23 protein-coding genes and 2 tRNA genes are annotated in these 21,015 nt (G+C 60.2%); 20 read left to right on the forward strand and 5 right to left on the reverse strand.

Annotated elements, in window-relative coordinates; translation table 11 throughout:
• Positions 1-12: 12 nt before the first annotated feature.
• The 4 genes from AC1MEK_RS08480 to AC1MEK_RS08495 form a co-directional block, all read right to left on the reverse strand.
• Positions 13-270: a DUF2164 domain-containing protein gene (locus tag AC1MEK_RS08480; protein WP_480395812.1), complete on the reverse strand. Its 258-nt coding sequence runs from the start codon at positions 268-270 to the stop codon at positions 13-15.
• The gene (gene hisH, locus AC1MEK_RS08485; protein WP_480395813.1) at positions 270-908 is read right to left on the reverse strand and encodes an imidazole glycerol phosphate synthase subunit HisH; all 639 of its coding nucleotides are present in this window, start codon (positions 906-908) and stop codon (positions 270-272) included. The genes AC1MEK_RS08480 and hisH overlap by 1 nt, the downstream gene beginning before the upstream one ends.
• Positions 908-1,501 (reverse strand): imidazoleglycerol-phosphate dehydratase HisB, encoded by a 594-nt coding sequence (hisB, locus tag AC1MEK_RS08490; protein WP_081563617.1) that lies wholly within the window; start codon positions 1,499-1,501, stop codon positions 908-910. The genes hisH and hisB overlap by 1 nt, the downstream gene beginning before the upstream one ends.
• A 283-nt stretch (positions 1,502-1,784) precedes the next feature.
• Positions 1,785-3,446 carry an OFA family MFS transporter gene (locus AC1MEK_RS08495; RefSeq protein ID WP_480395814.1) on the reverse strand — a complete coding sequence of 554 codons (1,662 nt, stop codon included), beginning with the start codon at positions 3,444-3,446 and terminating at the stop codon, positions 1,785-1,787.
• Between the two features lie 395 nt (positions 3,447-3,841).
• Here AC1MEK_RS08495 and AC1MEK_RS08500 point away from each other — a divergent pair, with 395 nt between their 5' ends.
• The 8 genes from AC1MEK_RS08500 (at position 3,842) to AC1MEK_RS08535 (ending at position 10,156) form a co-directional block, all read left to right on the forward strand.
• On the forward strand, positions 3,842-6,085 hold the full coding sequence (locus AC1MEK_RS08500; RefSeq protein ID WP_480395815.1) for an AsmA family protein: 2,244 nt from the start codon (positions 3,842-3,844) through the stop codon (positions 6,083-6,085).
• A 156-nt stretch (positions 6,086-6,241) separates the two neighbouring features.
• Positions 6,242-7,309: an A/G-specific adenine glycosylase gene (gene mutY / locus AC1MEK_RS08505; protein ID WP_480395816.1), complete on the forward strand. Its 1,068-nt coding sequence runs from the start codon at positions 6,242-6,244 to the stop codon at positions 7,307-7,309.
• Positions 7,306-7,578 carry an oxidative damage protection protein gene (locus AC1MEK_RS08510; RefSeq protein WP_480395817.1) on the forward strand — a complete coding sequence of 91 codons (273 nt, stop codon included), beginning with the start codon at positions 7,306-7,308 and terminating at the stop codon, positions 7,576-7,578. The genes mutY and AC1MEK_RS08510 overlap by 4 nt, the downstream gene beginning before the upstream one ends.
• Positions 7,579-7,679: 101 nt before the next feature.
• Positions 7,680-7,755: transfer RNA gene (locus AC1MEK_RS08515), tRNA-Phe, on the forward strand.
• 321 nt (positions 7,756-8,076) lie between these two features.
• A complete protein-coding gene (locus tag AC1MEK_RS08520; protein ID WP_480395818.1) occupies positions 8,077-8,541 on the forward strand; it encodes a Panacea domain-containing protein in 465 nt (154 codons plus the stop codon).
• A 9-nt stretch (positions 8,542-8,550) separates the two neighbouring features.
• Positions 8,551-8,973 carry a hypothetical protein gene (locus AC1MEK_RS08525; protein WP_480395819.1) on the forward strand — a complete coding sequence of 141 codons (423 nt, stop codon included), beginning with the start codon at positions 8,551-8,553 and terminating at the stop codon, positions 8,971-8,973.
• 65 nt (positions 8,974-9,038) lie between these two features.
• A complete protein-coding gene (locus AC1MEK_RS08530) occupies positions 9,039-9,530 on the forward strand; it encodes a hypothetical protein (protein ID WP_480395820.1) in 492 nt (163 codons plus the stop codon).
• A gap of 56 nt (positions 9,531-9,586) precedes the next feature.
• Positions 9,587-10,156, forward strand: coding sequence for a cytochrome b (locus AC1MEK_RS08535; protein WP_480395821.1), 570 nt, complete (start codon positions 9,587-9,589; stop codon positions 10,154-10,156).
• A 188-nt stretch (positions 10,157-10,344) separates the two neighbouring features.
• Here AC1MEK_RS08535 and gabP read toward each other — a convergent pair whose 3' ends face one another.
• Positions 10,345-11,736: a GABA permease gene (gabP, locus tag AC1MEK_RS08540; protein WP_480395822.1), complete on the reverse strand. Its 1,392-nt coding sequence runs from the start codon at positions 11,734-11,736 to the stop codon at positions 10,345-10,347.
• A gap of 421 nt (positions 11,737-12,157) precedes the next feature.
• Between gabP and AC1MEK_RS08545 the strand changes: the two genes are divergently transcribed.
• The 12 genes from AC1MEK_RS08545 (at position 12,158) to AC1MEK_RS08600 (ending at position 21,013) form a co-directional block, all read left to right on the forward strand.
• Positions 12,158-12,931 (forward strand): ABC transporter ATP-binding protein, encoded by a 774-nt coding sequence (locus AC1MEK_RS08545; protein WP_480395823.1) that lies wholly within the window; start codon positions 12,158-12,160, stop codon positions 12,929-12,931.
• 13 nt (positions 12,932-12,944) lie between these two features.
• Positions 12,945-13,709, forward strand: a complete 765-nt coding sequence (locus tag AC1MEK_RS08550; protein WP_480395824.1) for an ABC transporter substrate-binding protein — start codon at positions 12,945-12,947, stop codon at positions 13,707-13,709.
• Positions 13,710-13,774: 65 nt separating this feature from the next.
• Positions 13,775-14,470 carry an ABC transporter permease gene (locus tag AC1MEK_RS08555; RefSeq protein ID WP_480395825.1) on the forward strand — a complete coding sequence of 232 codons (696 nt, stop codon included), beginning with the start codon at positions 13,775-13,777 and terminating at the stop codon, positions 14,468-14,470.
• Complete coding sequence (locus AC1MEK_RS08560; RefSeq protein WP_480395826.1) at positions 14,467-15,156, forward strand: ABC transporter permease; 690 nt, start codon at positions 14,467-14,469, stop codon at positions 15,154-15,156. The genes AC1MEK_RS08555 and AC1MEK_RS08560 overlap by 4 nt, the downstream gene beginning before the upstream one ends.
• A 167-nt stretch (positions 15,157-15,323) precedes the next feature.
• The gene (locus tag AC1MEK_RS08565) at positions 15,324-16,520 is read left to right on the forward strand and encodes a methyltransferase (protein ID WP_480395827.1); all 1,197 of its coding nucleotides are present in this window, start codon (positions 15,324-15,326) and stop codon (positions 16,518-16,520) included.
• Between the two features lie 296 nt (positions 16,521-16,816).
• Positions 16,817-16,892 (forward strand) — tRNA-Thr (locus AC1MEK_RS08570).
• Between the two features lie 1,462 nt (positions 16,893-18,354).
• A complete protein-coding gene (locus AC1MEK_RS08575) occupies positions 18,355-18,513 on the forward strand; it encodes a hypothetical protein (RefSeq protein ID WP_480395828.1) in 159 nt (52 codons plus the stop codon).
• Positions 18,510-18,716, forward strand: coding sequence for a hypothetical protein (locus AC1MEK_RS08580; protein WP_480395829.1), 207 nt, complete (start codon positions 18,510-18,512; stop codon positions 18,714-18,716). The genes AC1MEK_RS08575 and AC1MEK_RS08580 overlap by 4 nt, the downstream gene beginning before the upstream one ends.
• A 17-nt stretch (positions 18,717-18,733) precedes the next feature.
• Positions 18,734-19,579 carry a phage antirepressor N-terminal domain-containing protein gene (locus AC1MEK_RS08585; RefSeq protein WP_480395830.1) on the forward strand — a complete coding sequence of 282 codons (846 nt, stop codon included), beginning with the start codon at positions 18,734-18,736 and terminating at the stop codon, positions 19,577-19,579.
• A gap of 235 nt (positions 19,580-19,814) precedes the next feature.
• Entirely contained in the window at positions 19,815-20,144 is a 330-nt protein-coding gene (locus AC1MEK_RS08590) for a type II toxin-antitoxin system RelE/ParE family toxin (protein ID WP_480395831.1), read from the forward strand.
• Positions 20,145-20,293: 149 nt separating this feature from the next.
• Positions 20,294-20,581: a helix-turn-helix domain-containing protein gene (locus AC1MEK_RS08595; protein ID WP_480395832.1), complete on the forward strand. Its 288-nt coding sequence runs from the start codon at positions 20,294-20,296 to the stop codon at positions 20,579-20,581.
• Positions 20,582-20,839: 258 nt separating this feature from the next.
• Complete coding sequence (locus AC1MEK_RS08600; protein WP_480395833.1) at positions 20,840-21,013, forward strand: hypothetical protein; 174 nt, start codon at positions 20,840-20,842, stop codon at positions 21,011-21,013.
• The last annotated feature ends 2 nt before the right edge of the window (positions 21,014-21,015 follow it).

The following is a 21,015-nucleotide window of genomic DNA, read 5'->3' on the forward strand; positions in this document are numbered from 1 at the left end:
CTTAATCGGAAATTAGTTTTTCTCGAGCGCCCAAACATCGCTTTCGATGCTTTCGAAACGCTCCTTCAAGAGCGCCTGCGCGTCGAAGATCGCCCGGTTGTAATAGTGCGGGGCAATTTCGCGGCTGAACAATTCAAGGATTTCAGCCGCCTCGAACGAACCCAGGTCCAGTTCGAAGCGGTCTTCCATGAACCGCTTGATCTTGTGACACGCCTCGCTCTCCTGCTCGGGAGTGAGGGTCATGATCGGCGGCTTGTTCTTGCGGCTCATTACCAGCGACCGTCCCACGCAGCGAAGTTCTGCAGCAATTGCAGGCCATGGGTATGGCTCTTCTCGGGGTGGAACTGCACGGCGAAGCGCGAACCGTCAGCCAGTGCGGCGGCGAAGTCGCGGCCATAGTGGCCACGGCCGACGATCTGCCGCGGGTTCGGCGATTCGATGTAATAGCTGTGTACGAAATAGAACCGCGCCTTGTCGGGAATGCCGTGCCACAGCGGGTGATCCACCGCCTGCGCCACTTCGTTCCAGCCCATGTGCGGGACTTTCAGGTGCTGGCCGTCTTCGTGCAGATCCTTGCCGAAGAAACGCACCTGGCCGGGAAACACGCCGATGCAACCAACGCCGTCGTTCTCTTCGCTGCGGTCCATCAGCGCCTGCATGCCGACACAGATGCCGAGGAACGGACGATCCTGGCTGACTTCGCGCACCAGCGCGTCGAAGCCCAGGCGACGGATTTCAGCCATGCAATCGCGAATCGCGCCCACACCCGGAAACACGATGCGGTCGGCTTCGCGGATCACCTCGGCGTCGCTGGTGATCAGCACTCGGCCGGCGCCTACGTGCTCCAGCGCCTTGGCTACCGAATGCAGGTTGCCCATGCCGTAGTCGATAACTGCAACCGTCTGCATTACAGCACGCCCTTGGTCGACGGCATTTGCCCTGCCATGCGGTCATCGAGCTCGACGGCCATGCGCAGCGCGCGGCCGAAAGCCTTGAACACGGTTTCGATCTGGTGATGGGTGTTGTGACCGCGCAGGTTGTCGATGTGCAGGGTGACGTTGGCGTGGTTGACGAAGCCCTGGAAGAACTCCTGGAACAGGTCAACGTCGAAGCCGCCCACAGTGGCGCGGGTGTACGGCACGTGCATCTGCAGGCCCGGACGGCCGGAGAAGTCGATGACCACGCGCGACAGCGCTTCGTCCAGCGGCACATAGGCGTGGCCGTAGCGGCGGATGCCTTTCTTGTCGCCGATGGCCTTGCTGAACGCCTGGCCCAGAGTGATACCGACGTCTTCCACGGTGTGGTGGTCGTCGATTTCCAGGTCACCTTTGCAATCGAGTTCGATGTCGATCAGCCCGTGACGGGCGATCTGGTCGAGCATGTGTTCAAGAAAAGGCACACCGATATTGAATCGAGCCTTTCCGGTGCCATCCAGGTTGATCGAGGCTTTGACCTGGGTTTCCAGGGTGTCGCGCTCGACGAACGCCTTACGTTCGGCCATCACCAGCTCCGCAAATCATTGGGCGAAAAAGGCAGACATTATAGGCGTGTGGCGGGGAAACAGAAACACGAAGCGTGTTATGGCAGACGGAGGGAGTCAGGCGTCATCGGGAGCAGACATGTCTGTACAAGCTCACAATAAACGATTGTGGGAGCGAGCTTGCTCGCGAAGAGGGCTTAACATCCAACATCTCTGTCGGCTGTCCGACCGCTTTCGCGAGCAAGCTCGCTCCCACAGGTTCTGCGTCGGCCTGAAAAACGCTCAGGCCGATTCCAACAGCGGTTTAGTGAAACAACACCGCAGTCTTCTGCAGGGTGATCCACACACCCCACGCCAGCGGAATGCCCACGGCCAGCCAGGCCAGAATTGCCAATGGCTTGGTGCTCGGGTCGGCTTTCCACTCCAGCGAAGTGGTGTGGTCCGCGCCAGCGTCGTGACCGATCGCCTGCTCGGCCTTCAATTCTTCTTCGGTCATGAAGTACTTGTCGGCCACCGGGCGCACCAGCATGTTGCAGATGAAACCCAGCACCAGCAGGCCTGCGAGGATGTACAGGGTGATGTCGTAGGCATCGGCACGCGCCACGCCGTGGCTCAGCTGATACTCGCGCAAGTAGTTCACCAGCACCGGACCCAGCACGCCAGCGGCGGCCCAGGCAGTCAGCAGACGACCGTGGATCGCACCGACCATTTGCGTACCGAACAGGTCAGCCAGGTAGGCCGGAACGGTGGCAAAACCGCCGCCGTACATCGACAGCACCACGCAGAACGCCGCCACGAACAGCGCAACGCTGCCCAAGTGGCCCAGGGTCGGAACCGACGAATACAGCAGGAAGCCCAGCGCGAAGAACACGAAGTAGGTGGTCTTGCGGCCGATGTAGTCGGAGAACGAGGCCCAGAAGAAACGACCGCCGATGTTGAACAGGCTCAGCAGGCCGGTGAAGCCTGCAGCGATGGCCGCGATGGCCGCCAGTTGCGAGGCGTCCAGCTGGCCGAAGGCCTGATCGGTGCCCAGCAGCTTGCCGCCGAACACTTCCTGCAGCAGTGGCGAGGCCATGCCCAGAATGCCGATACCCGCCGAGACGTTCAGGCACAGCACCAGCCAGACCAGACGGAATTGCGGGGTTTTCCAGGCCACGCTCACGTGTACGTGGCGGCTGGTGACCATTGCGTTGTTGGCTTTCTTGACCGGAGCGGTCCAGCCTTCAGGCTTCCAGCCAGTAGGCGGAACGCGGTACAGCAGGGCACCGCCGATCATGAAGACGAAGTAGATCACGGCCATGGCCACGAAGCTCTGCCAGACGCCGACGCTGTCAGGCGTGGCGAAGTGGCTCATCAGCGCGGTCGCCAGTGGAGCACCCACCATCGCACCGCCGCCGAAGCCCATGATCGCCATGCCGGTGGCCATGCCGCGCTTGTCCGGGAACCACTTGATCAGGGTCGAGACCGGCGAGATGTAACCCAGGCCCAGACCGATACCGCCGATCACGCCCGAGCCAATCCACATCATCCAGATCTGATGGGTATAAACGCCGAGCGCGGAAATCAGCAGACCGCCACACCAGCACAGTGCCGAAACGACACCCGCCTTGCGTGGGCCTGCGTGTTCCAGCCAGCCACCCCAGATGGCAGCCGAGCAGCCCAGGAAGATGAAGAACAGGGTGTAGATCCAGCCGAGCATCGAAATCGGCCAGTCACAGCTGGACGAGAAGATCTGCTCGAAGAAGCCCATGTCGGGCGCGCAGGCGACGGCGGTCTTGATACCGATTGCCTTGGACAGCGGCAACCAGAACACCGAGAAGCCATAGGCCATGCCGATACACAGGTGAATGGCCAGCGCAGCTGGCGGAACCATCCAGCGGTTGAAACCGCGTTTGGCGATGATGCGTTCCTTGGACAGGAACGCAGGCTGAGCGACGGAATCGCCCAGAGCAGCAGTAGAACTCATTGTAGTGCCCCCATTTATAGTGGTGCCGCGCATGAACTCCGGCATTACCTCCGCCACTTCTCTTAACGCCGCAAGCATCGGAAGTTTTATCGGCAGAAAGCCTCATTACGTGACAATTGGACGCAGGCTGGCTGCGACCGGCGAGAGATTACCACTTGACGCGTGACTTAAATCAATCTGCCATTACCTTTTTTATGCCATCTGTCATTGCATGAACCTTGCGCGCCATCTATAGGATCACTCGGAATAACCTCGTTTTCGTGCTGTCCCAGCTGTGCAAACATCCGCTAAACATTGGTCAGACACCGCGCAAGGCCGACCGGGGCCCGGCGCCTGCGTGAGAACGCTATACTCGCGGGCTAAATTTTGAACGACTCGATTACAAGGACTCGCCCATGAAAGCGTTCGGCAAAATCCTGGGACTATTCATTCTCGGGCTGTTGCTGATCATCGTGGCTCTCGGCTTTGCCTTGACCCATCTGTTTGATCCCAACGACTACAAAGACGAGATTCGTAAACTGGTCCGCGAGCGGGCTCACGTCGAACTGACCCTCAACGGCGACATCGGCTGGAGCCTGTTCCCCTGGCTGGGCCTTGAGCTGCACGACGCCAGCATCGCCACGCTGAACGAGCCGACCAAGCCTTTCGCCGACCTGCAAATGCTCGGGCTTTCGGTGCGCGTGCTGCCGCTGCTGCGCAAGGAAGTGCAGATGAGCGACGTGCGGGTTGAAGGCCTGAACCTGACCCTGACCCGTGACGAAACCGGCCATGGCAACTGGGAAGACATCGGCAAGGTGCCGCCCAAGCCGGCCGATCCGGCGCAACCGGCTGCGCCTGCTCCTGCGCCTGAAAGCACGGCCGACAGCGCCAAACCGGAAAGAACATGGCAACCGCTCAAACTGGACATCGACAGCCTGACCGTGAACAACGCGCGGGTCGATTTCAACGACATGCAGAAAGCCCGGCAATTCACCGCCGAGAGCATTCAGCTGAGCACCGGCCCCGTGCACAACGCCACCGACATCCCGGTAAAACTCACCGCGTTCCTCAGCACCAACCAGCCGGTGGTCCGCACCAAGACCGAGCTGACCGGCAAGCTGCGCTTTGACCGCGCCCTCAAGCGCTACCAGTTCGATGACATGCGCTTCTCCGGCGAAGCGGCGGGCGACCCGCTGCAAGGCAAAACCGTGACGTTCTCCGCCCAGGGCCAGTTGCTGGCAGACATGTCGGCCAACGTCGCCGAATGGACCAACCTCAAACTCTCAGCCAACCAGCTGCGCGCCATCGGCGAGCTGCATGTGCGTGATCTGGACAAGAGCCCGCAACTGAGTGGCGGCCTGTCCATCGCCCAGTTCAACTTGCGCGACTTCCTCGACAGCATCGGCCAACCCGCGCCGGCACTGGGCGAAGGCAGCCTGACCAGGCTGGAGATGGTCACCCGCATCGCCGCCACCCAGAGCAGCGTGTCGCTGGATGACCTGACGCTCAAACTCGACGACAGCACCTTCACCGGTCACGTGGCGGTGGAAGACTTCGCCAAACAGTCGCTGCGCCTGCAACTGAAAGCCGACACCTTCGATGCCGACCGCTATCGTCCGCCGCAAAGCGAGCAAGCCAAGGCCGCCGGTGCCGCACGCAAAACCGAGGTTCAAAGTGGCGAAGCCGAGGCCATGGTGCCGTCCGGCGCCTCACCGCTGCCCAACCAGCCCACCCAGGTGGCCTGGAGTGACGCGCGCCTGCTGCCGCTTGAGCGCATGCGCAAGCTGGATGTCGACGCCGACCTGAGCTTCGGCAAGCTGACCGTGGAAAAACTGCCGATCCAGAACGCCGCGCTGAAAACCTCGGCGCTTGACGGCGTGGTCACAGTCGACAGCCTGCGCGGCGATCTCTACAACGGCAATTTCGAAGTCAAAGGCAACCTCGATGTGCGCCCCGAAGTGCCGCTGGCCAGCGTGCAGACGCGCATCGCCAAGGTGCCGGTGGAGCACTTTATCCAGAGCCAGGGCACCACGCCTCCGTTGCGCGGCCTGATGAACCTCAACAGCGACGTCACCGCCAAGGGCAACAGCCAGAAGGCGCTGGTCGAAAGCCTCAACGGCACCGCCAGCTTCGCGCTGAATGACGGCGTGTTGGTCAACGCCAACCTCGAACAGCAGCTGTGCCGTGGCATCTCCACGCTCAATCGCAAGACCCTGAGCGGCGAGCCGCGGGGCAAGGACACGCCCTTCCAGCAGCTCAACGGCAATCTGGTGTTCCGCAATGGCGTGGCCAGCAACCCTGACCTGAAAGTCCGCACCCCGGGCCTGACCGTCAACGGCGATGGCGACATCGACCTGCGCGTGATGGGCATGAACTACCGCGTGGGCGTGATCATCGAAGGCGACAAGAGCGACATGCCGGACCCGGCCTGCGAGGTGAACCCGCGCTTCGTCGGCATCGAATGGCCGATCCTCTGCCGCGGCCCGCTGGAACTGGGCGCCAAGGCCTGCCGCCTGGACAACGAAGGCCTGGGCAAGGTCGCCGCGAAACTGGCGACTGATCGCCTGGGTGAAAAGCTCAACGACAAGATCGACGAAAAGCTCGGGGACAAGGTCAGTCCCGAGCTCAAGGATGCGCTCAAGGGATTGTTCAAACGCTGATCTGATACAACGCAGCCCTCTGTAGGAGCGAATTCATTCGCGAAAAATCGCCCAGCCGATGCATTTACGTCGACTGATCGATCTTCGCGAATGAATTCGCTCCTACAAGGATCGGCGCAACCCACCTACACATATCCCTGAACACCGGAACCCCCGATGCAACCCGAGCAGTTCTCCTCCGCCGTCCTCGACTGGTACGACCGTCACGGCCGCCATGACCTTCCCTGGCAACGCAACATCACGCCCTACCGCGTCTGGGTGTCGGAAATCATGCTGCAGCAGACCCAGGTCAGCACCGTGCTGGGTTACTTCGACCGCTTCATGGACGCCCTGCCCACCGTCCAGGCCCTGGCCGACGCGCCGGAAGACGAAGTGCTGCACCTGTGGACGGGCCTGGGCTACTACACCCGCGCACGCAACCTGCAGAAGGCGGCGAAGATCGTCGTCAGCGAACACGGTGGCGAATTCCCCCGCGACGTCGAGAAACTCACCGAGCTGCCCGGCATCGGCCAGTCCACCGCAGGCGCCATCGCCAGCATCAGCATGGGCCTGCGCGCGCCAATCCTGGACGGCAACGTCAAACGCGTTCTGGCGCGCTTCACCGCCCAGGAAGGCTATCCGGGCGAACCGAAGGTAGCCAAGCAGATGTGGGCCACCGCAGAGCGTTTCACGCCCCACAGCCGGGTCAATCACTACACTCAAGCAATGATGGACCTGGGCGCCACGCTCTGCACCCGCAGCAAACCCATCTGCCTGCTCTGCCCGCTGGAACGCGGCTGCGAAGCGCATATGCTCGGCCAGGAAACCCGCTACCCGGTGCCCAAACCGCGCAAGGCCGTGCCGCAGAAGCGCACGCTGATGCCGATCTTCGCCAACGACGCGGGGGAAATCCTGCTCTATCGCCGCCCGTCGACCGGCCTCTGGGGCGGGCTCTGGAGCCTGCCCGAGCTGGATGACTTCAGCGACGTGCAGCACCTGGCCGATCAGCACGCACTCAACGTTGGCGAACACCAGGCGATGCCGGGTCTGGTGCACACCTTCAGCCACTTCCAGCTGACCATCGAGCCCTGGCTGGTGCGCGTCCAGGAGACCGCCCATCACGTGGCCGAGGACGACTGGCTCTGGTATAACCTCGCCACCCCGCCGCGCCTGGGCCTGGCCGCCCCGGTGAAAAAGCTGCTGAAAAACGCAGCCGACGTATTGAATGCAGGAGAGTCGCCATGACCCGCACCGTAATGTGCCGCAAGTACAAAGAAGAACTGCCAGGCCTGGAACGCCCACCGTACCCGGGCGCCAAGGGCGAAGACATCTTCAACCACGTCTCGCAGAAAGCTTGGGCCGACTGGCAGAAACACCAGACCCTGCTGATCAACGAGCGTCGCCTGAACATGATGAACGCCGAAGACCGCAAGTTCCTCCAGACCGAGATGGACAAGTACCTCTCCGGCGAGGAATACGCCAAGGCCGAAGGCTACGTTCCACCGTCCGAATAAGCCTTTGCAGCAGGGGGCGGACGTAAGCGAAGGAAATAATTCGATTTTTTTTAAAAACTTTCTTGACGACCCCCTGAAAAAGACGTTTAATGCGCCCCGTTGCCCAGATAGCTCAGTCGGTAGAGCAGGGGATTGAAAATCCCCGTGTCGGCGGTTCGATTCCGTCTCTGGGCACCAAATACCGAAACCCCTGAATCGAAAGGTTCAGGGGTTTTTTATTGCGCGCGATTCGGTGCCCTTCCCCAGCCCTCCTGAACCGGCCTGAAATGCAGAATCTGTAGGACATCGCGAAGCACCGCCGTCGGCAATTCTGAACCACCTCTCAGACTCGTCTTTTTTCGCCCAACCAGACCGCTTAGCCGATCACAACCGCATCCGCCGCACCTATAGTGGACCCATGCAACCCGGTTACCGGGTATCGATTCTGGACACAGGGCGGTTTGACATCCGATGCAGGCAGAACCTAACGTCGCGCCATCCCAACCAAGGAAATCATTCATGGCCGCCAGCACAGCAAATGGCGTCGCAGACTATTTTTTGTGGTTTGCCAGAGAGCACGGCGATCTCGTCACGCCCCTCAAGCTGCAGAAACTGATGTTTTATGCGGACGCCTGGCACATGGTCATGCACGATGGCGAGCAACTGATCGACGAGCCTTTCGAGGCCTGGGTACACGGGCCGGTTCACCGGGAAACCTACGTCAGGTTCAGCGCACACAAGTGGCACCCTATCCCGGGCGATGCCGAAAAACCTGCCGTGGCGGAACACGTCGAAAAATTTCTCGCTGATGTCTACCGGGTCTTTGGCGGCTTCTCGGCTTACGAGCTGGAGCAAATGACTCATCAGGAAGCGCCATGGCAGGCCGCCCGCGGCGATCTTGCGCTCGATGCAGCCTGTACCGCGCCAATCGACAAGTCATTGACCCGGGCCTTCTACACCGAGATGTCTCACACTGAGCAGTGAGGAACGGCGATGAAAGCAAGACGCCTCCCCAAGAGCCACACACTGATCAGGGCCAGCGCGCCAGATGGCAGACAACGAATCAGCTTCTCATTTCGGCACGTCGATCAGGCCCACGCAAAATTCAGCTATTCACGGCGCGACTCGACTTACTTCTGCAAAGTCATCGAACGCCTGAGCGCGCTAAGCCATTACTCGGCGCAGGAGTTTCACGCGGACCGCTCATCCGCCATGCGCGCGCACCCCATCGACTGGGAAGGCACCTCGGAACCCGACGGCTTCGCCCACCTGAACGAGCAATTGCGCAGCAGCACCCCATTTCAGTTTGCCGTGAGCGCCAACCTGCACGGGCGCATTCACGGTTTCTTCGTAGATCACGTATTTTTCGTGGTGTGGCTCGATCCCGATCACAGTCTCTATCCAGGCAAAAAGTGAATACAATGAGCGCCCGATGATCCCGGGCCATGCGAATGGCTGCACCACACAAGGAAACTGCCGTCATGGCCTCCCCCGACAAACAGCAAAAACGCGCCCAGCGGGCCAAAGCCAAGGCCAAGCAGAACCGTTCCGGCAAGGGCAAGCCGAGCGTCGTGCATCCGGTGCTCAATCATGCACACGTCAACGAGCCTTTCGATGACGTGGCGATCGACCTGAGTACGTTCGATTTCAAGGACATCGAAGAAAACGGCTTCGACCCGGCCGACTTCGATGACCTGTTCGAGGCCATGAAAGCCGGCGAGGCGATCAGCCTGCTGGCCCTGTGCGTGGTGTTCCTGCAGTACCCGGTGCTGGAACTGGTGATCGCCGAAGAAGCCGAAGAACCGGCCACCGACTTCATGATGGGCCTGCTCATCACCTATCGCGGGATCTTCCACGATGAAGACGAAGACACCGCCATCGAATGGATCGGCAGCGACAGCTTCCAGAAGGCCTATGCCGAAGCCTCGCAGATCATCGAGAAGAAAAACGCGCGCGACGCAGGCCGCCGCTGAAACAATTCCCGTTTGCATGACCCGGATCAAGACGGTAGCTTTGCGCCATTACGAGAATGCAATTCCTTCTCACCAAGGCTGCCGTTTTGACTGATCCACATTCCCCATCGCCTACAGCGCAACACGCAATCCCCTACTCCAAGCCGAGAATCTTCCTGCACTGGCTGTCGGCCGCGATCATCCTCTGGGCGACCTTCAGCGGCTTCGGCGTCGTACTGCTGGATGCCAACGACCCGTTCCGCCAGTGGGTCGAATCCTTCAATCCGCAGATCACCAGCTTGTTCATCCCTTTTTTCGCCGGGCGATTGTGGCTGGCCCTGCGTGCCGCCCCGCGCCATCGCACCGGCTCGCAAGAACGCCTGGCGAGCGCAGCCCATACCGCGATCTACGCAGCGGTGTCAGGCGTACTGATCACGGGCGTGCTTATGATGAGCCACCCGATCACTCTGCTCGCGCTTGTGCCGCTGCCTCAGCTGATTCATTCGAAGATCGCGCTCGTAGAGCTGCATGAACTGCATCACGTGCTGTGCGCAATCCTGGCGGGTTTGGTGGCGCTGCATCTGGCGGCGGTGGTGATGCATCAGGTGCGAGGGAAGTCGGTTTTGGGAAGGATGATCAACCGCTAGAGCATTCGAGCCTTTGCACAATCCCCGTAGCAGTCCGGCTTGCCGGCGACAGCGATCTCACGGGCGCTGTCGCCGGCAAGCCGGACTGCTACGACAGCCAGTAACAACCCAACTTCAAAAAAAAACGGCCACCCTCATCCCTGAAGGCAGCCGTTCTTTCTCACCTGCAAAGCCGGCTCAATCAACCCTCAATTGAGCACGACTTTCCCCGCTTTCACTGCCTTGCGGCGGTTCGAAACGATCAGGCCCGCGGCCACGACCAGAATGCTCAGCAGGCCGGTGGCGATGATTTCCATGCGGTGGGCGTCCTGGAACAGCATAATGGTCAGGACCGCAACGATGAACACGATCACCGCCCAGGTCAGGCCCGGGAACAGCCACATGCTGAACGCGATGGTCTGGCCTTCGGCTTCGCGCTTGCGGCGCATGCGCAGTTGCGAGACGGCGATCACCAGGTACACCAGCAGGGCAATGGCGCCGGAGCTGGCAAGCAGGAAGTCGAACACCGCAGCCGGTGCAACGTAGTTGGCGAACACGGCAGCGAAGGCCGCTGCAGTGGACAGCAGCACCGCCCAGTACGGCGTACCGGCCTTGCTGGTGCGCTGGGAGACTGCAGGCGCATCGCCGCGCTTGCCCAGGGAGAACAGCATGCGCGAAGCGGTGTACAGCGCCGAGTTCAGGCAGCTGGTGACGGCGACCAGGACCACGATGTCGACGATCAGCTTGGCGTTCGGGATGCCCATCAGGTCGAGCACGGTCTGGTAGGAGCCGACCTGGGCCAAACGACTGTCATTCCACGGCACCAGCGCCACAACCAGGAAGATCGACACCAGATAGAACAGGCAGATCCGCCAGATCACCGAGTTGGTGGCCTTGGTGATTTGCTGGCCAGGGTTCTTCGATTCCGCCGCCGCGATGGTGACGATCTCGGTACCCATGAACGAGAACATGGTGGTCAGCATCGCTGCCAGCACCGCGCCCATGCCGTTAGGCATGAAGCCATTGGTGTCGAACAGATGGCTCACGCCGCTGACCTGGCTGCTTGGCAGCAGGCCGAACACCGCGGCAACGCCCAGAATCACGAAGCCGATGATCGCCAGCACCTTGATCAGCGCGAACCAGAACTCGAACTCGCCGTAGTTCTTCACGCTGAACAGGTTGGTCGCGGTCAGCAGCAGGGTGATCACCAGGGTGAAGACCCAGATCGCCACGTTCGGGAACCAGGCGTGCAGGATCGTCGCGGCAGCGTTGGCCTCCAGCGGGATCACCAGCACCCAGAACCACCAGTACAGCCAGCCGATGGTGAAACCGGCCCAGTGGCCGATTGCGCGGTCTGCATAAGTCGAGAACGAGCCGGTGTCCGGGGACGCAACGGCCATCTCTGCCAGCATGCGCATCACCAATACCACCAGCGTGCCCGCCGCCGCGTAAGCCAGCAGAACAGCCGGGCCTGCTTCAGCGATGGCATGGCCGGAACCCACGAAAAGACCGGCACCGATCACACCTGCAATGGACAGCATGGTGATGTGCCGCGATTTGAGCCCCTGATCGAGGTTCGAAGAGTTTGGGGTACTGCTCATGGAAGCAACCTTTAAGAATTTTTATACGGATCAGAGCGGTTTGTGATCCCTCGTAAAAAGATCACAACAGTCCTGTTATTTATTTTTTACGCAAGAATTACGCCAAAATATTTCACTAGCGACGTCGCTCGCGGATATGCCCGTGGCAGAGGCGTTCGGTAAGTATCTGAGAGAGCTAGCATTTCGCCATTTCTGTAGGAAACGTTACCGAGCGCCACACGAAGAAGACGATTACCCGCACCGAAAATACACACCATCGGACGAAAAGCACCAAACCAGGGCAAGGTTTCATGAAGTGTTCATGCCGTTGGCCGAAATACCCTTTCCCGCGGCGGGTAAAGCTGGCAACATCGCGCCCTTTTTGCGCAAGGCGAGCCCGCTTGTCGTGCGCGGCAACACACCGAACACACGAGGTCCCTCAATGGCCCAGGCCACGCCCGCCCTGGAAATCCGCGATCTGCACAAGCGTTACGGCCAACTGGAAGTGCTCAAGGGCATTTCGCTGAGCGCGCGCGATGGCGACGTGATTTCGATCCTGGGCTCCTCCGGCTCCGGCAAATCCACCCTGCTGCGCTGCATCAACCTGCTGGAAAATCCGCACAAGGGTGAAATCCTCGTCGCAGGCGAGTCGCTCAAGCTCAAGGCCACGCGCAAGGGTGAACTGATCGCTGCCGACAACCGTCAGATCAACCGCCTGCGCAGCGAAATCGGTTTCGTCTTCCAGAACTTCAACCTGTGGCCGCACATGACCGTGCTCGACAACATCATCGAGGCACCGCGCCGCGTGCTTGGCCAGAGCAAGGCAGAAGCGATCGAGGCGGCCGAGGCGTTGCTGGCCAAGGTCGGTATCGCCGACAAGCGCCACGCCTACCCGAATCAGCTCTCGGGCGGCCAGCAACAACGCGCAGCAATTGCCCGCACCCTGGCGATGCAGCCGAAGGTTATCCTCTTCGACGAGCCGACCTCCGCGCTGGACCCCGAGATGGTGCAGGAAGTGCTGAACGTGATTCGTGGCCTGGCCGAAGAAGGCCGGACCATGCTGATGGTGACCCACGAAATGAATTTTGCCCGGCAGGTGTCCAGTGAAGTGGTCTTCCTGCACCAAGGGCTGGTAGAAGAACAAGGATCGCCGCAACAGGTCTTCGACGACCCGCAGTCGGCGCGCTGCAAACAATTCATGTCCAGCAATCGCTAACGGAGCAACATCGATGCAGACCCTGAAACACCTCCTGCTGGCCGCTGCCGCCACCCTGGCCATGGCAAGCAACGCTTTTGCTGCAGAAACTCTCAAGATGGGCATCGAAGGTGCCTACCCGCCGTTCAACAACAAGGACGCCAGCGGCCAGGTCGTGGGCTTCGACGTGGAAATCGGCAACGCCCTGTGCGCCAAGATGAAAGTCACCTGCGAAGTCGTCACCTCCGACTGGGACGGCATCATCCCGGCCCTGAACGCGCAGAAGTTCGACTTCCTGATCTCCTCGATGTCGATCACCGAAGAGCGCAAGCAGGCGGTGGACTTCACCAACCCGTACTACTCCAACAAGCTGCAGTTCATCGCACCGAAGTCGACCAACCTGGGCGCCGACAACGACGCCATCAAGGCAGCCCTCAAAGGCAAGACCATCGGCGCCCAGCGCGCGACCCTGTCCGGCACCTGGCTGGAAGACAACTGGGGCGACGACGTCACCGTCAAACTCTATGACTCGCAGGAAAACGCCTTCCTGGACCTGTCCTCGGGCCGCCTGGACGCCCTGCTCGGCGACAAGTACGCCAGCTACGAGTGGCTGAAAAGCGACGCCGGCAAGAACTACGAGTTCAAGGGCGAGCCCATGTTCGGCGACGACAAGATCGGCATCGCCGTGCGCAAGGGCGATGCCCTGCGTGAGCGCCTGAACACCGCGCTGAAAGAAATCATCGAAGACGGCACCTACAAGAAGATCAACGACAAGTACTTCCCGTTCAGCATTCTCTGATTCGCCCGAGCGACGCCGCCGCTTCCCTGTGAGCGGCGGCGGGCGTTCTCCTGCCAAGAAGCGTTATGAACCTCGATCTCCACGGATTCGGCCCGGCCCTGGCGGCTGGCATGCTGATGACCATTCAACTCGCGCTGTCAGCCCTGTGCCTGGGGCTGATCCTGGGCCTGCTCGGCGCGCTGGCGAAAACCTCGTCCAATCGCGCCCTGCAATGGATCGGCGGCACCTACTCGACGCTGGTGCGCGGCATTCCAGAGCTGCTGTGGGTGCTGCTGATCTACTTCGGCACCGTCAACGCCATGCGCGCCATCGGCCAGGTGTTTGGGCTGGTCAACTTCTCCCTCAGCGCCTTCGCCGCCGGCGTGATCGCCCTGGGCCTGTGCTTCGGCGCCTACGCCACCGAAGTGTTTCGCGGCGCCATGCTGTCGATCCCCAAGGGCCACCGCGAAGCCGGGCTGGCGTTGGGCCTGTCGCGCTCGCGCATTTTCATCAAGCTGGTGATGCCGCAGATGTGGCGCATCGCGCTGCCCGGGCTGGGCAACCTGTTCATGATTCTGATGAAAGACACCGCGCTGGTGTCGGTGATCGGCCTTGAAGAAGTCATGCGCCACGCGCAGATCGCGGTGACCAGCACTAAGGAGCCATTCACCTTCTATATGGTCGCGGCCCTGATGTACCTGGCGATGACCGCGCTGTCGATGGTCGGCCTGGCGTGGCTGGAAAAACGCGCATCGATCGGCTTTGTGAGGAGCGCGTCATGACCTGGGAATTCACCCTCAAATGGCTGCCCAAGCTGCTGCATGGGGCGACGGTAACGCTGGAGCTGGTGGCCATCGCCGTAGTCGCCGGGCTGATCCTGGCAATCCCCATGGGCATCGCCCGCGCATCGCGTAACCGTTACGTCAGCGCCCTGCCCTACGCCTACATCTTCTTCTTTCGCGGCACGCCGCTGCTGGTGCAGCTGTTTCTGGTCTACTACGGGCTGGCGCAGTTCGACGTCATCACCCAGGGCCCGCTGTGGCCCTACCTGCGTGACCCGTTCTTCTGCGCCGCGCTGACCATGACCCTGCACACCACCGCCTACATCGCCGAAATCCTGCGCGGCGCCATCCAGGCCGTGCCGGTGGGCGAAGTCGAGGCCGCTCGCGCCCTGGGCATGTCCCGCGCCAAGGCGATGCTCTACATCATCCTGCCCCGCGCCGCCCGCATCGGCCTGCCCGCGTACAGCAACGAAGTCATCCTGATGCTCAAGGCCAGCGCCCTGGCCAGCACCGTGACCCTGCTCGACATCACCGGCATGGCCCGCACCATCAACGCCCGCACCTACATGCCCGAACAGAGCTTCTTCCTGGCCGGGATGATCTACCTGCTGATCTCCTTCGTGCTGGTGCAAGGTTTCAAGTTGCTGGAACGCAAACTGCGGGTGAATGCGCTGCAAGGGCGCTGACAGCGAAAGCGCGCCCACACGGCGCGCTTTTGATTCTGCCCGGAGGGCGTGGGAGCTGGCTTGCCCTGCGATCTGCCGCGCAGCGGCAGCAAAACCAGACAACCCGGCAGCATCAGGCACCCCAATACCCGTAAACTCTGCACATCACCCAACACCGCCTCCCCACCATGCCCGCCGACCTGCAAACCCGCTTCCACGCGCTCGACGCCTTCCTGCTCGCGCACCAGCACCTGTGGCGCCCGCGCCCCTTCACCCACCGCGTGCTGCCATGGGAAGCGCAACACCCCGAGCTCGCCGGCTGGCTGCGCCAACGCACCCTGGAACAGGCAGAAGCCGCCCACAACCACCCCGAAGCCCTCGACGCCCCCGAGCCCTTCGCCGCCATCGCCAGACAGGCAAAAGCCCTGAGCGAAGTCGCCGCGCTGCCGCAAACCGATCTGGCCAGCGTCTCATCGCGCATGAGCGTCGACGTCCCCGGCCGCAAATGGCAACAGATCGAAGCCTTCGCCAGCCGCCTCAGCTTCACGCAAACGCCCAGCCACTGGCTCGACTGGTGCTCCGGCAAAGGCCACCTCGGCCGCCGCCTCGCCCACTCAGGTCAGGCCCTGACCTGCCTCGAATACGACCCGCAACTGGTCGAATCCGGCCGCCACCTGAGCGACAAACTCGGCATCCCCGCCCAACACCTGCACCAGGACGTCATGGCCCCCGACGCCGCCGACCGCCTGACCGCCCAACACACCCCCGTCGCCCTCCACGCCTGCGGCGACCTGCACGTGCGCCTCATGCACCTGGCAAGCAGCGCCCACTGCCAACAACTGGCCATCGCCCCCTGCTGCTACAACCGCATCGCCAGCGACCACTACCAACCGCTATCCGCCGAAGGCCTGGCCTCGACACTCACACTCTCCCTCGACGACCTCGGCCTACCGCTGAGCGAAACCGTCACCGCAGGCGCCCGCGTACGCCGCCAGCGCGACACCTCCATGGCCCGCCGCCTGGGCTTCGACCTGTTGCAACGCCAACTGCGCGGCATCGACGAATATCTGCCCACCCCATCGCTGCCCAGCGCCTGGCTCGACAAACCCTTCGCCGAATACTGCAAAGGCCTCGCCGAACTCAAACAACTCCCCGGGCCCGGCCCCCAAGACTGGCCCGCCCTCGAAGCCGCCGGCTGGCAACGACTGGCCCAGGTGCGCAACCTCGAACTGCTGCGCAACCTCTTCCGCCGCCCGCTGGAACTCTGGCTGATCCTCGACCGCGCCCTCTACCTGCAACAACGTGACTACACAGTCCGAATCGGCACCTTCTGCGACAGCCAGCTCACACCACGCAATCTGCTCATCCTGGCGGAACGCAACTGAGTCACAAAACATGTCCCAGCCTGTGGATAACTCTGTTGATGGAATTCCCCCCAAGCCAGAGAAAACCTGATCCGCAAACGTTTTAACAAATCGGTCATTTTTTATACAGCTGTTAAATTTGCGCAAAAACAGTAGCTTGCGAACAAATGAGAACGCTTCCACAAACCGACCGCCCGTCAGCGCGGCATTGGATCGGTTGTGAATAACGGTAATCGCGATCCGGCATAAGCCCGGGCGAAAAAAGCGAAATTAAGGCTTTACTCGACAGCTCAAATCCCTATAATCACCGCCCACACGCCGGTATAGCTCAGTTGGTAGAGCAACTGACTTGTAATCAGTAGGTCCCGGGTTCGATTCCTGGTGCCGGCACCATATAAATCAAAGGCTTGCAGCGATGCAGGCCTTTGTTTTATCTCCCCCACGTACCAACGCACGTACCAAGCTCTGTATACCTCTCGCGTATCGGGACGGTTGCGGCCGTGAGCGTGTCTGTGAGCGCCAGGACGAATGCTTGCGTGCAAGCGAGCAGATGGACGCGTCACCTTCCAGCCACCTCCCCCTATGGCGTTTTTGGTTTTTATGTTGACCCATGGGAAACCAGTATTTTAAGTAAGTTTCCACCCCGACATCGAGCAAGACCGCGTAGATAAAGGCTTTCAGTCTGTTCTGATAGGTAAGTTGACTAGTCGAATATGGTAATGACATTACTTTTTTGCATGGTCAGAAAACCAAAATAAAAAATCGTTATAAATCAATTACCTAACCTTTTTTCATCGATCCTATTACTCAAAAAACCCAGTGCAAAGTAATGCCTGAGCGCCGCATCGCGCGCGGGTTTCAGGGTTTTCGCAGCCCTCATTTCTACGACTTACCATTTTCCCGTGGGTCAACCGAGAATCAGCCCCGGAGACAGCCTGCTGCACGCGCTCTGAAAAAGGGGGTGCCTTGCAGGGTTCTGCAGGGTTTTCGCAGCCAGGATCAGCGCAGGAGAGGCCCAGCGGGCGCTGAGTAGAGCCGGGTGCAGGGGTGCAGAAAAAAAGACCCATTTAGCCCGCAGGCGTGGCGGGGGGACGACGGCGCGCGCCAGGTGGAGCTGTAGCACGCCACTCCCCCACACCCACAAGACCGCTCCGATTTGGTGCATGCCGCCGCCCTCTCGCCAGCCGCTCGGAGCAGTTCCGCAGCGCCGCGCTACACGTACCCATCGGTGCGCCTGACCGGGGCTGGAACCCTCGTAAAATAAGGGCTCCAGCCCTGTTACCGCTTGATTGAAAGGGGTGGTAAAGGTAGGATGTGCTGGGGTTTTTCGTGCTGATGAGCGGCAAAACTTCGTCCTGGTACCCGACTGTTTTGTAGTGCGGACAGCCCCCTCAGCACAATTGCCGCACGGTTTTGTCGTGACGGGTTGAGTGCGCTCGTACCGACGCTGCCCAGTCGCGCTTCCTACGGCTTAGTCTTCTCCCAAACTATCCCCGTACATTCCGTTTCGATCTCGGCCACATCCGTGGACTCCCCCCCTGCGTTTGCAACTGAGCGCATCGTCTTGTCCGGGGATACTTGCAATGCCAAGCCTTATGGCTTTACATTGCTCACGTCGCTGCCAATTCAGCGACCGGGTTTGGCGACCCGATCAGCAAAAGGCGCAACAGCGCCCATCTTCACAATTGCAGGCGCTTTTTTTGTGCCCGCAGTTCCGTGTTATGGCGGCTGTGCGCGGGAGACCCTCGGGTCTGCCGGGTTCCTTTTGCCCCGGTTCGCCAACCCTCGTACAGCTGCCACCCATATCGTTTGGCGACGTTTGGTGGCAGATCCATCTAGCAAGAGGATCTAGACCATGACCGCCCTCATTCCGTCCAAAATCCGTGCATTCGCACACCGCCGCATGGCCCTCGCCGCCCTGCACGCTGACTCCTCCCTCCCTACCCGACTCAAACGCTACAACCATCACATGCACCTGGCTCGCACGCTCGAAACGCAAGGCGGTGCTCAATGAGAAGACCCCACGGCCTTACCGACGACGATCTTTTTCGGCTGGAGCAGGTGCGAGATTCGCTCGCCCTGGTACACGCTCTGGCCAAAATGGCGACTGATCCAGGCCTGTACCAGCCACAGATGCTGGCCGGCTTCCTCGATCGCATCTGCGCCGACTTGAATGGCGTGATCCGCTCTGCCACCAACAACCAATCCCGCGACTGAACGAAAGGACTCTGAACATGAACACTCAACTCATGCCCGTTCCGTTTCACGGCGACACCGTTTTGCTGGTGGGCCAGAACAACGAGCCGTATGTGGCGATGAAACCGGTGGTGGCAAACATGGGGCTGATCTGGGCAGCTCAGTACGTGAAGCTGCAGGACAAGTTCGGCGCAACCATTTCGGAAATCGAAACAGTTGCCGAGGATGGCAAGCTACGCTCAATGACCTGCCTCCCCCTTCGCAAGCTTGCTGCCTGGCTCTACTCGATCAGCCCCAACAAGGTAGCGCCCGAGTTGCGCGACAAGATCATCCAGTACCAGGAAGAATGCGACGAAGTGCTGTGGCAATACTGGACCAAGGGCGCCGTCAGCCGACCAGGTACGATCACTGTCGCGCAACAGATCAGCATGTCGAAGCACCGCCTGACACTCCTAAAAGAACTGCTGCGAGCGCGCAACCGTTCGATGCGCGACATGCTGGGGATAGAGATCACCAACCTGTCGAGCGCCATGGGCCTGCCCGTCCCCGACCTAGCCGCCATCGGCACCGTTGAGCCCCCACCGGCTGACGTGGTCGCTGACTTCTGGAGCGCGCTGCAGCAGCTGGACAGCAAAGGCGTCGCGTACAACCACTCCAAGAAGCCGGGGCTGATCGCCCTGAACATGCCGCACCTGACCGAGCTGTTCGCTGCCAATGGCATCAGATTCACCATCAGCAGCGAAGTCACCAACGCTCTCAAGCGCTGCAGCGAGCCGCGTTTCCGCGAACTGAAAGCGGTGGATAGCTCCATACGCAAGGCTACCGTGAAGTGCTGGATGTTTGATGAACCAGAGCCGCGCCAACTGAGCCTAACCCAAGGGTAAGTCGTCGGTAACGTAAGAAAGCCCCGCATTGAACGCGGGGCTTTTTTGTGTGCCCACCTTTCAAAACAGATCAGGCGTCGTTGACTTTTATATCAGTTCTGATATCAATAGTGCCGGGGGGGAGGCTTCCTGCCTTTTCGTAACACATCGACACTCTCTAGTAACACTCAAAGCAGGTGACCAAGCATGCATACCAATGGCGGGTTCTTCAGACTGATCTTAGGACTGTATGAAAATGAGCAACGTAAAGAAGAAGGTGGTCACATGGGTCGGTTCCAGTCTCGATGATCTGAGGGCATTCCCTCGCAGCGCCATCCAGCGATGTGGGTATCAGCTCTCTCTAGTCGAAGCCGGGTGCGAGCCTGACGATTGGAAGCCAATGAAATCTGTTGGCAAAGGTGTCAAAGAGATCAGAGTGCAGTGCGAAGATGGAGCTTTTCGCGTGTTTTATGTGGTGGATAGGCCTGAAGCGATCTATGTGCTGCATGCATTCCAAAAAAACACACAAAAGACTGAAAAGCGCGACATTGACTTGGCAAAAGCCCGGTTCAAGTCGCTAGATTGATTGGTACAAGACATGGGACCCTCTCTGCTCAGAGGGGATCCGTCTTTGAGACGAGGCCTCCGACTACGCTACATGCGTAGATCATGGTGCAGTCCGAGTTTTCGCGTGTTGGCTTGTAGCCGGCACGCCACAGTAGAGGTATCACCGCTATGTCCAGCGAACGCTATGCCAGTGTCTGGGATGCGTTGGTTGACTCGCCAGAGGAAGCTGAAAACCTAAGAATTCGTTCTCAGTTGATGATGGCTTTGAGCCAAACAGTAAAGTCCTGGGAGGTCTCTCAGAAAGAAGCGGCTCAACGCCTGCGCGTCACCCAGCCACGGCTGAATGACCTGCTGAAAGGGAAGATCGATAAATTTTCCCTGGATGCTCTCGTCAACCTTTTAGGCGGCGCAAACCTGCAGATTCAAATCGAAGTGAAAGAACGCGAAGCCGCGTAATCCCCCCCGCGTACCGATAGACCAGACGGGTCAGCGAAAGCTGGCCCGTTGTCGTTTTGAGCCTCAACACCCACAGCCGACAATTTCACAGCGCATTTCGTCGGCGAAACGTAACGTCACCATACGCCTCAGGCGTATTCCCCTTTGACATGGTGTTCAAACGTGTTTAACTATCGATCTTGACATAATTGTTTTATGTCACTCTGTTCAGCGGCGATTTACGCCTGATAACTCGCGGTCTCCCGCAAGGATTTTCAGATGGCTATCAAGAGCGACACATTCAGCGGCGTTGAGCTGACTGGTGCTGACGCTACGCGTTTCATTGAACACATGCGCGATGATCAGCCCAATGCAAAAGCGCAGGCTTCGTATGATCGAGGTCGCGCTTTGTTGTCCCAGGTAGTGAATTCTCAGGCCAAAACCTATGCCTAGAC

Source organism: Pseudomonas sp. 2, from assembly GCF_056627435.1.

Coding starts and splice junctions, on each gene's coding strand:
- AC1MEK_RS08585 (WP_480395830.1), top strand. CDS start 18,734: ATGAACACTCAACTCATGCCCGTTCCGTTTCACGGCGACACCGTTTTG.
- gabP (WP_480395822.1), bottom strand. CDS start 11,736: ATGAGCAGTACCCCAAACTCTTCGAACCTCGATCAGGGGCTCAAATCG.
- AC1MEK_RS08525 (WP_480395819.1), top strand. CDS start 8,551: ATGAAAGCAAGACGCCTCCCCAAGAGCCACACACTGATCAGGGCCAGC.
- AC1MEK_RS08575 (WP_480395828.1), top strand. CDS start 18,355: ATGACCGCCCTCATTCCGTCCAAAATCCGTGCATTCGCACACCGCCGC.
- hisB (WP_081563617.1), bottom strand. CDS start 1,501: ATGGCCGAACGTAAGGCGTTCGTCGAGCGCGACACCCTGGAAACCCAG.
- AC1MEK_RS08495 (WP_480395814.1), bottom strand. CDS start 3,446: ATGAGTTCTACTGCTGCTCTGGGCGATTCCGTCGCTCAGCCTGCGTTC.
- AC1MEK_RS08550 (WP_480395824.1), top strand. CDS start 12,945: ATGCAGACCCTGAAACACCTCCTGCTGGCCGCTGCCGCCACCCTGGCC.
- AC1MEK_RS08600 (WP_480395833.1), top strand. CDS start 20,840: ATGGCTATCAAGAGCGACACATTCAGCGGCGTTGAGCTGACTGGTGCT.
- AC1MEK_RS08580 (WP_480395829.1), top strand. CDS start 18,510: ATGAGAAGACCCCACGGCCTTACCGACGACGATCTTTTTCGGCTGGAG.
- mutY (WP_480395816.1), top strand. CDS start 6,242: ATGCAACCCGAGCAGTTCTCCTCCGCCGTCCTCGACTGGTACGACCGT.
- AC1MEK_RS08530 (WP_480395820.1), top strand. CDS start 9,039: ATGGCCTCCCCCGACAAACAGCAAAAACGCGCCCAGCGGGCCAAAGCC.
- AC1MEK_RS08565 (WP_480395827.1), top strand. CDS start 15,324: ATGCCCGCCGACCTGCAAACCCGCTTCCACGCGCTCGACGCCTTCCTG.
- hisH (WP_480395813.1), bottom strand. CDS start 908: ATGCAGACGGTTGCAGTTATCGACTACGGCATGGGCAACCTGCATTCG.
- AC1MEK_RS08560 (WP_480395826.1), top strand. CDS start 14,467: ATGACCTGGGAATTCACCCTCAAATGGCTGCCCAAGCTGCTGCATGGG.
- AC1MEK_RS08535 (WP_480395821.1), top strand. CDS start 9,587: ATGCAATTCCTTCTCACCAAGGCTGCCGTTTTGACTGATCCACATTCC.
- AC1MEK_RS08595 (WP_480395832.1), top strand. CDS start 20,294: ATGTCCAGCGAACGCTATGCCAGTGTCTGGGATGCGTTGGTTGACTCG.
- AC1MEK_RS08520 (WP_480395818.1), top strand. CDS start 8,077: ATGGCCGCCAGCACAGCAAATGGCGTCGCAGACTATTTTTTGTGGTTT.
- AC1MEK_RS08510 (WP_480395817.1), top strand. CDS start 7,306: ATGACCCGCACCGTAATGTGCCGCAAGTACAAAGAAGAACTGCCAGGC.
- AC1MEK_RS08545 (WP_480395823.1), top strand. CDS start 12,158: ATGGCCCAGGCCACGCCCGCCCTGGAAATCCGCGATCTGCACAAGCGT.
- AC1MEK_RS08480 (WP_480395812.1), bottom strand. CDS start 270: ATGAGCCGCAAGAACAAGCCGCCGATCATGACCCTCACTCCCGAGCAG.
- AC1MEK_RS08555 (WP_480395825.1), top strand. CDS start 13,775: ATGAACCTCGATCTCCACGGATTCGGCCCGGCCCTGGCGGCTGGCATG.
- AC1MEK_RS08500 (WP_480395815.1), top strand. CDS start 3,842: ATGAAAGCGTTCGGCAAAATCCTGGGACTATTCATTCTCGGGCTGTTG.
- AC1MEK_RS08590 (WP_480395831.1), top strand. CDS start 19,815: ATGAGCAACGTAAAGAAGAAGGTGGTCACATGGGTCGGTTCCAGTCTC.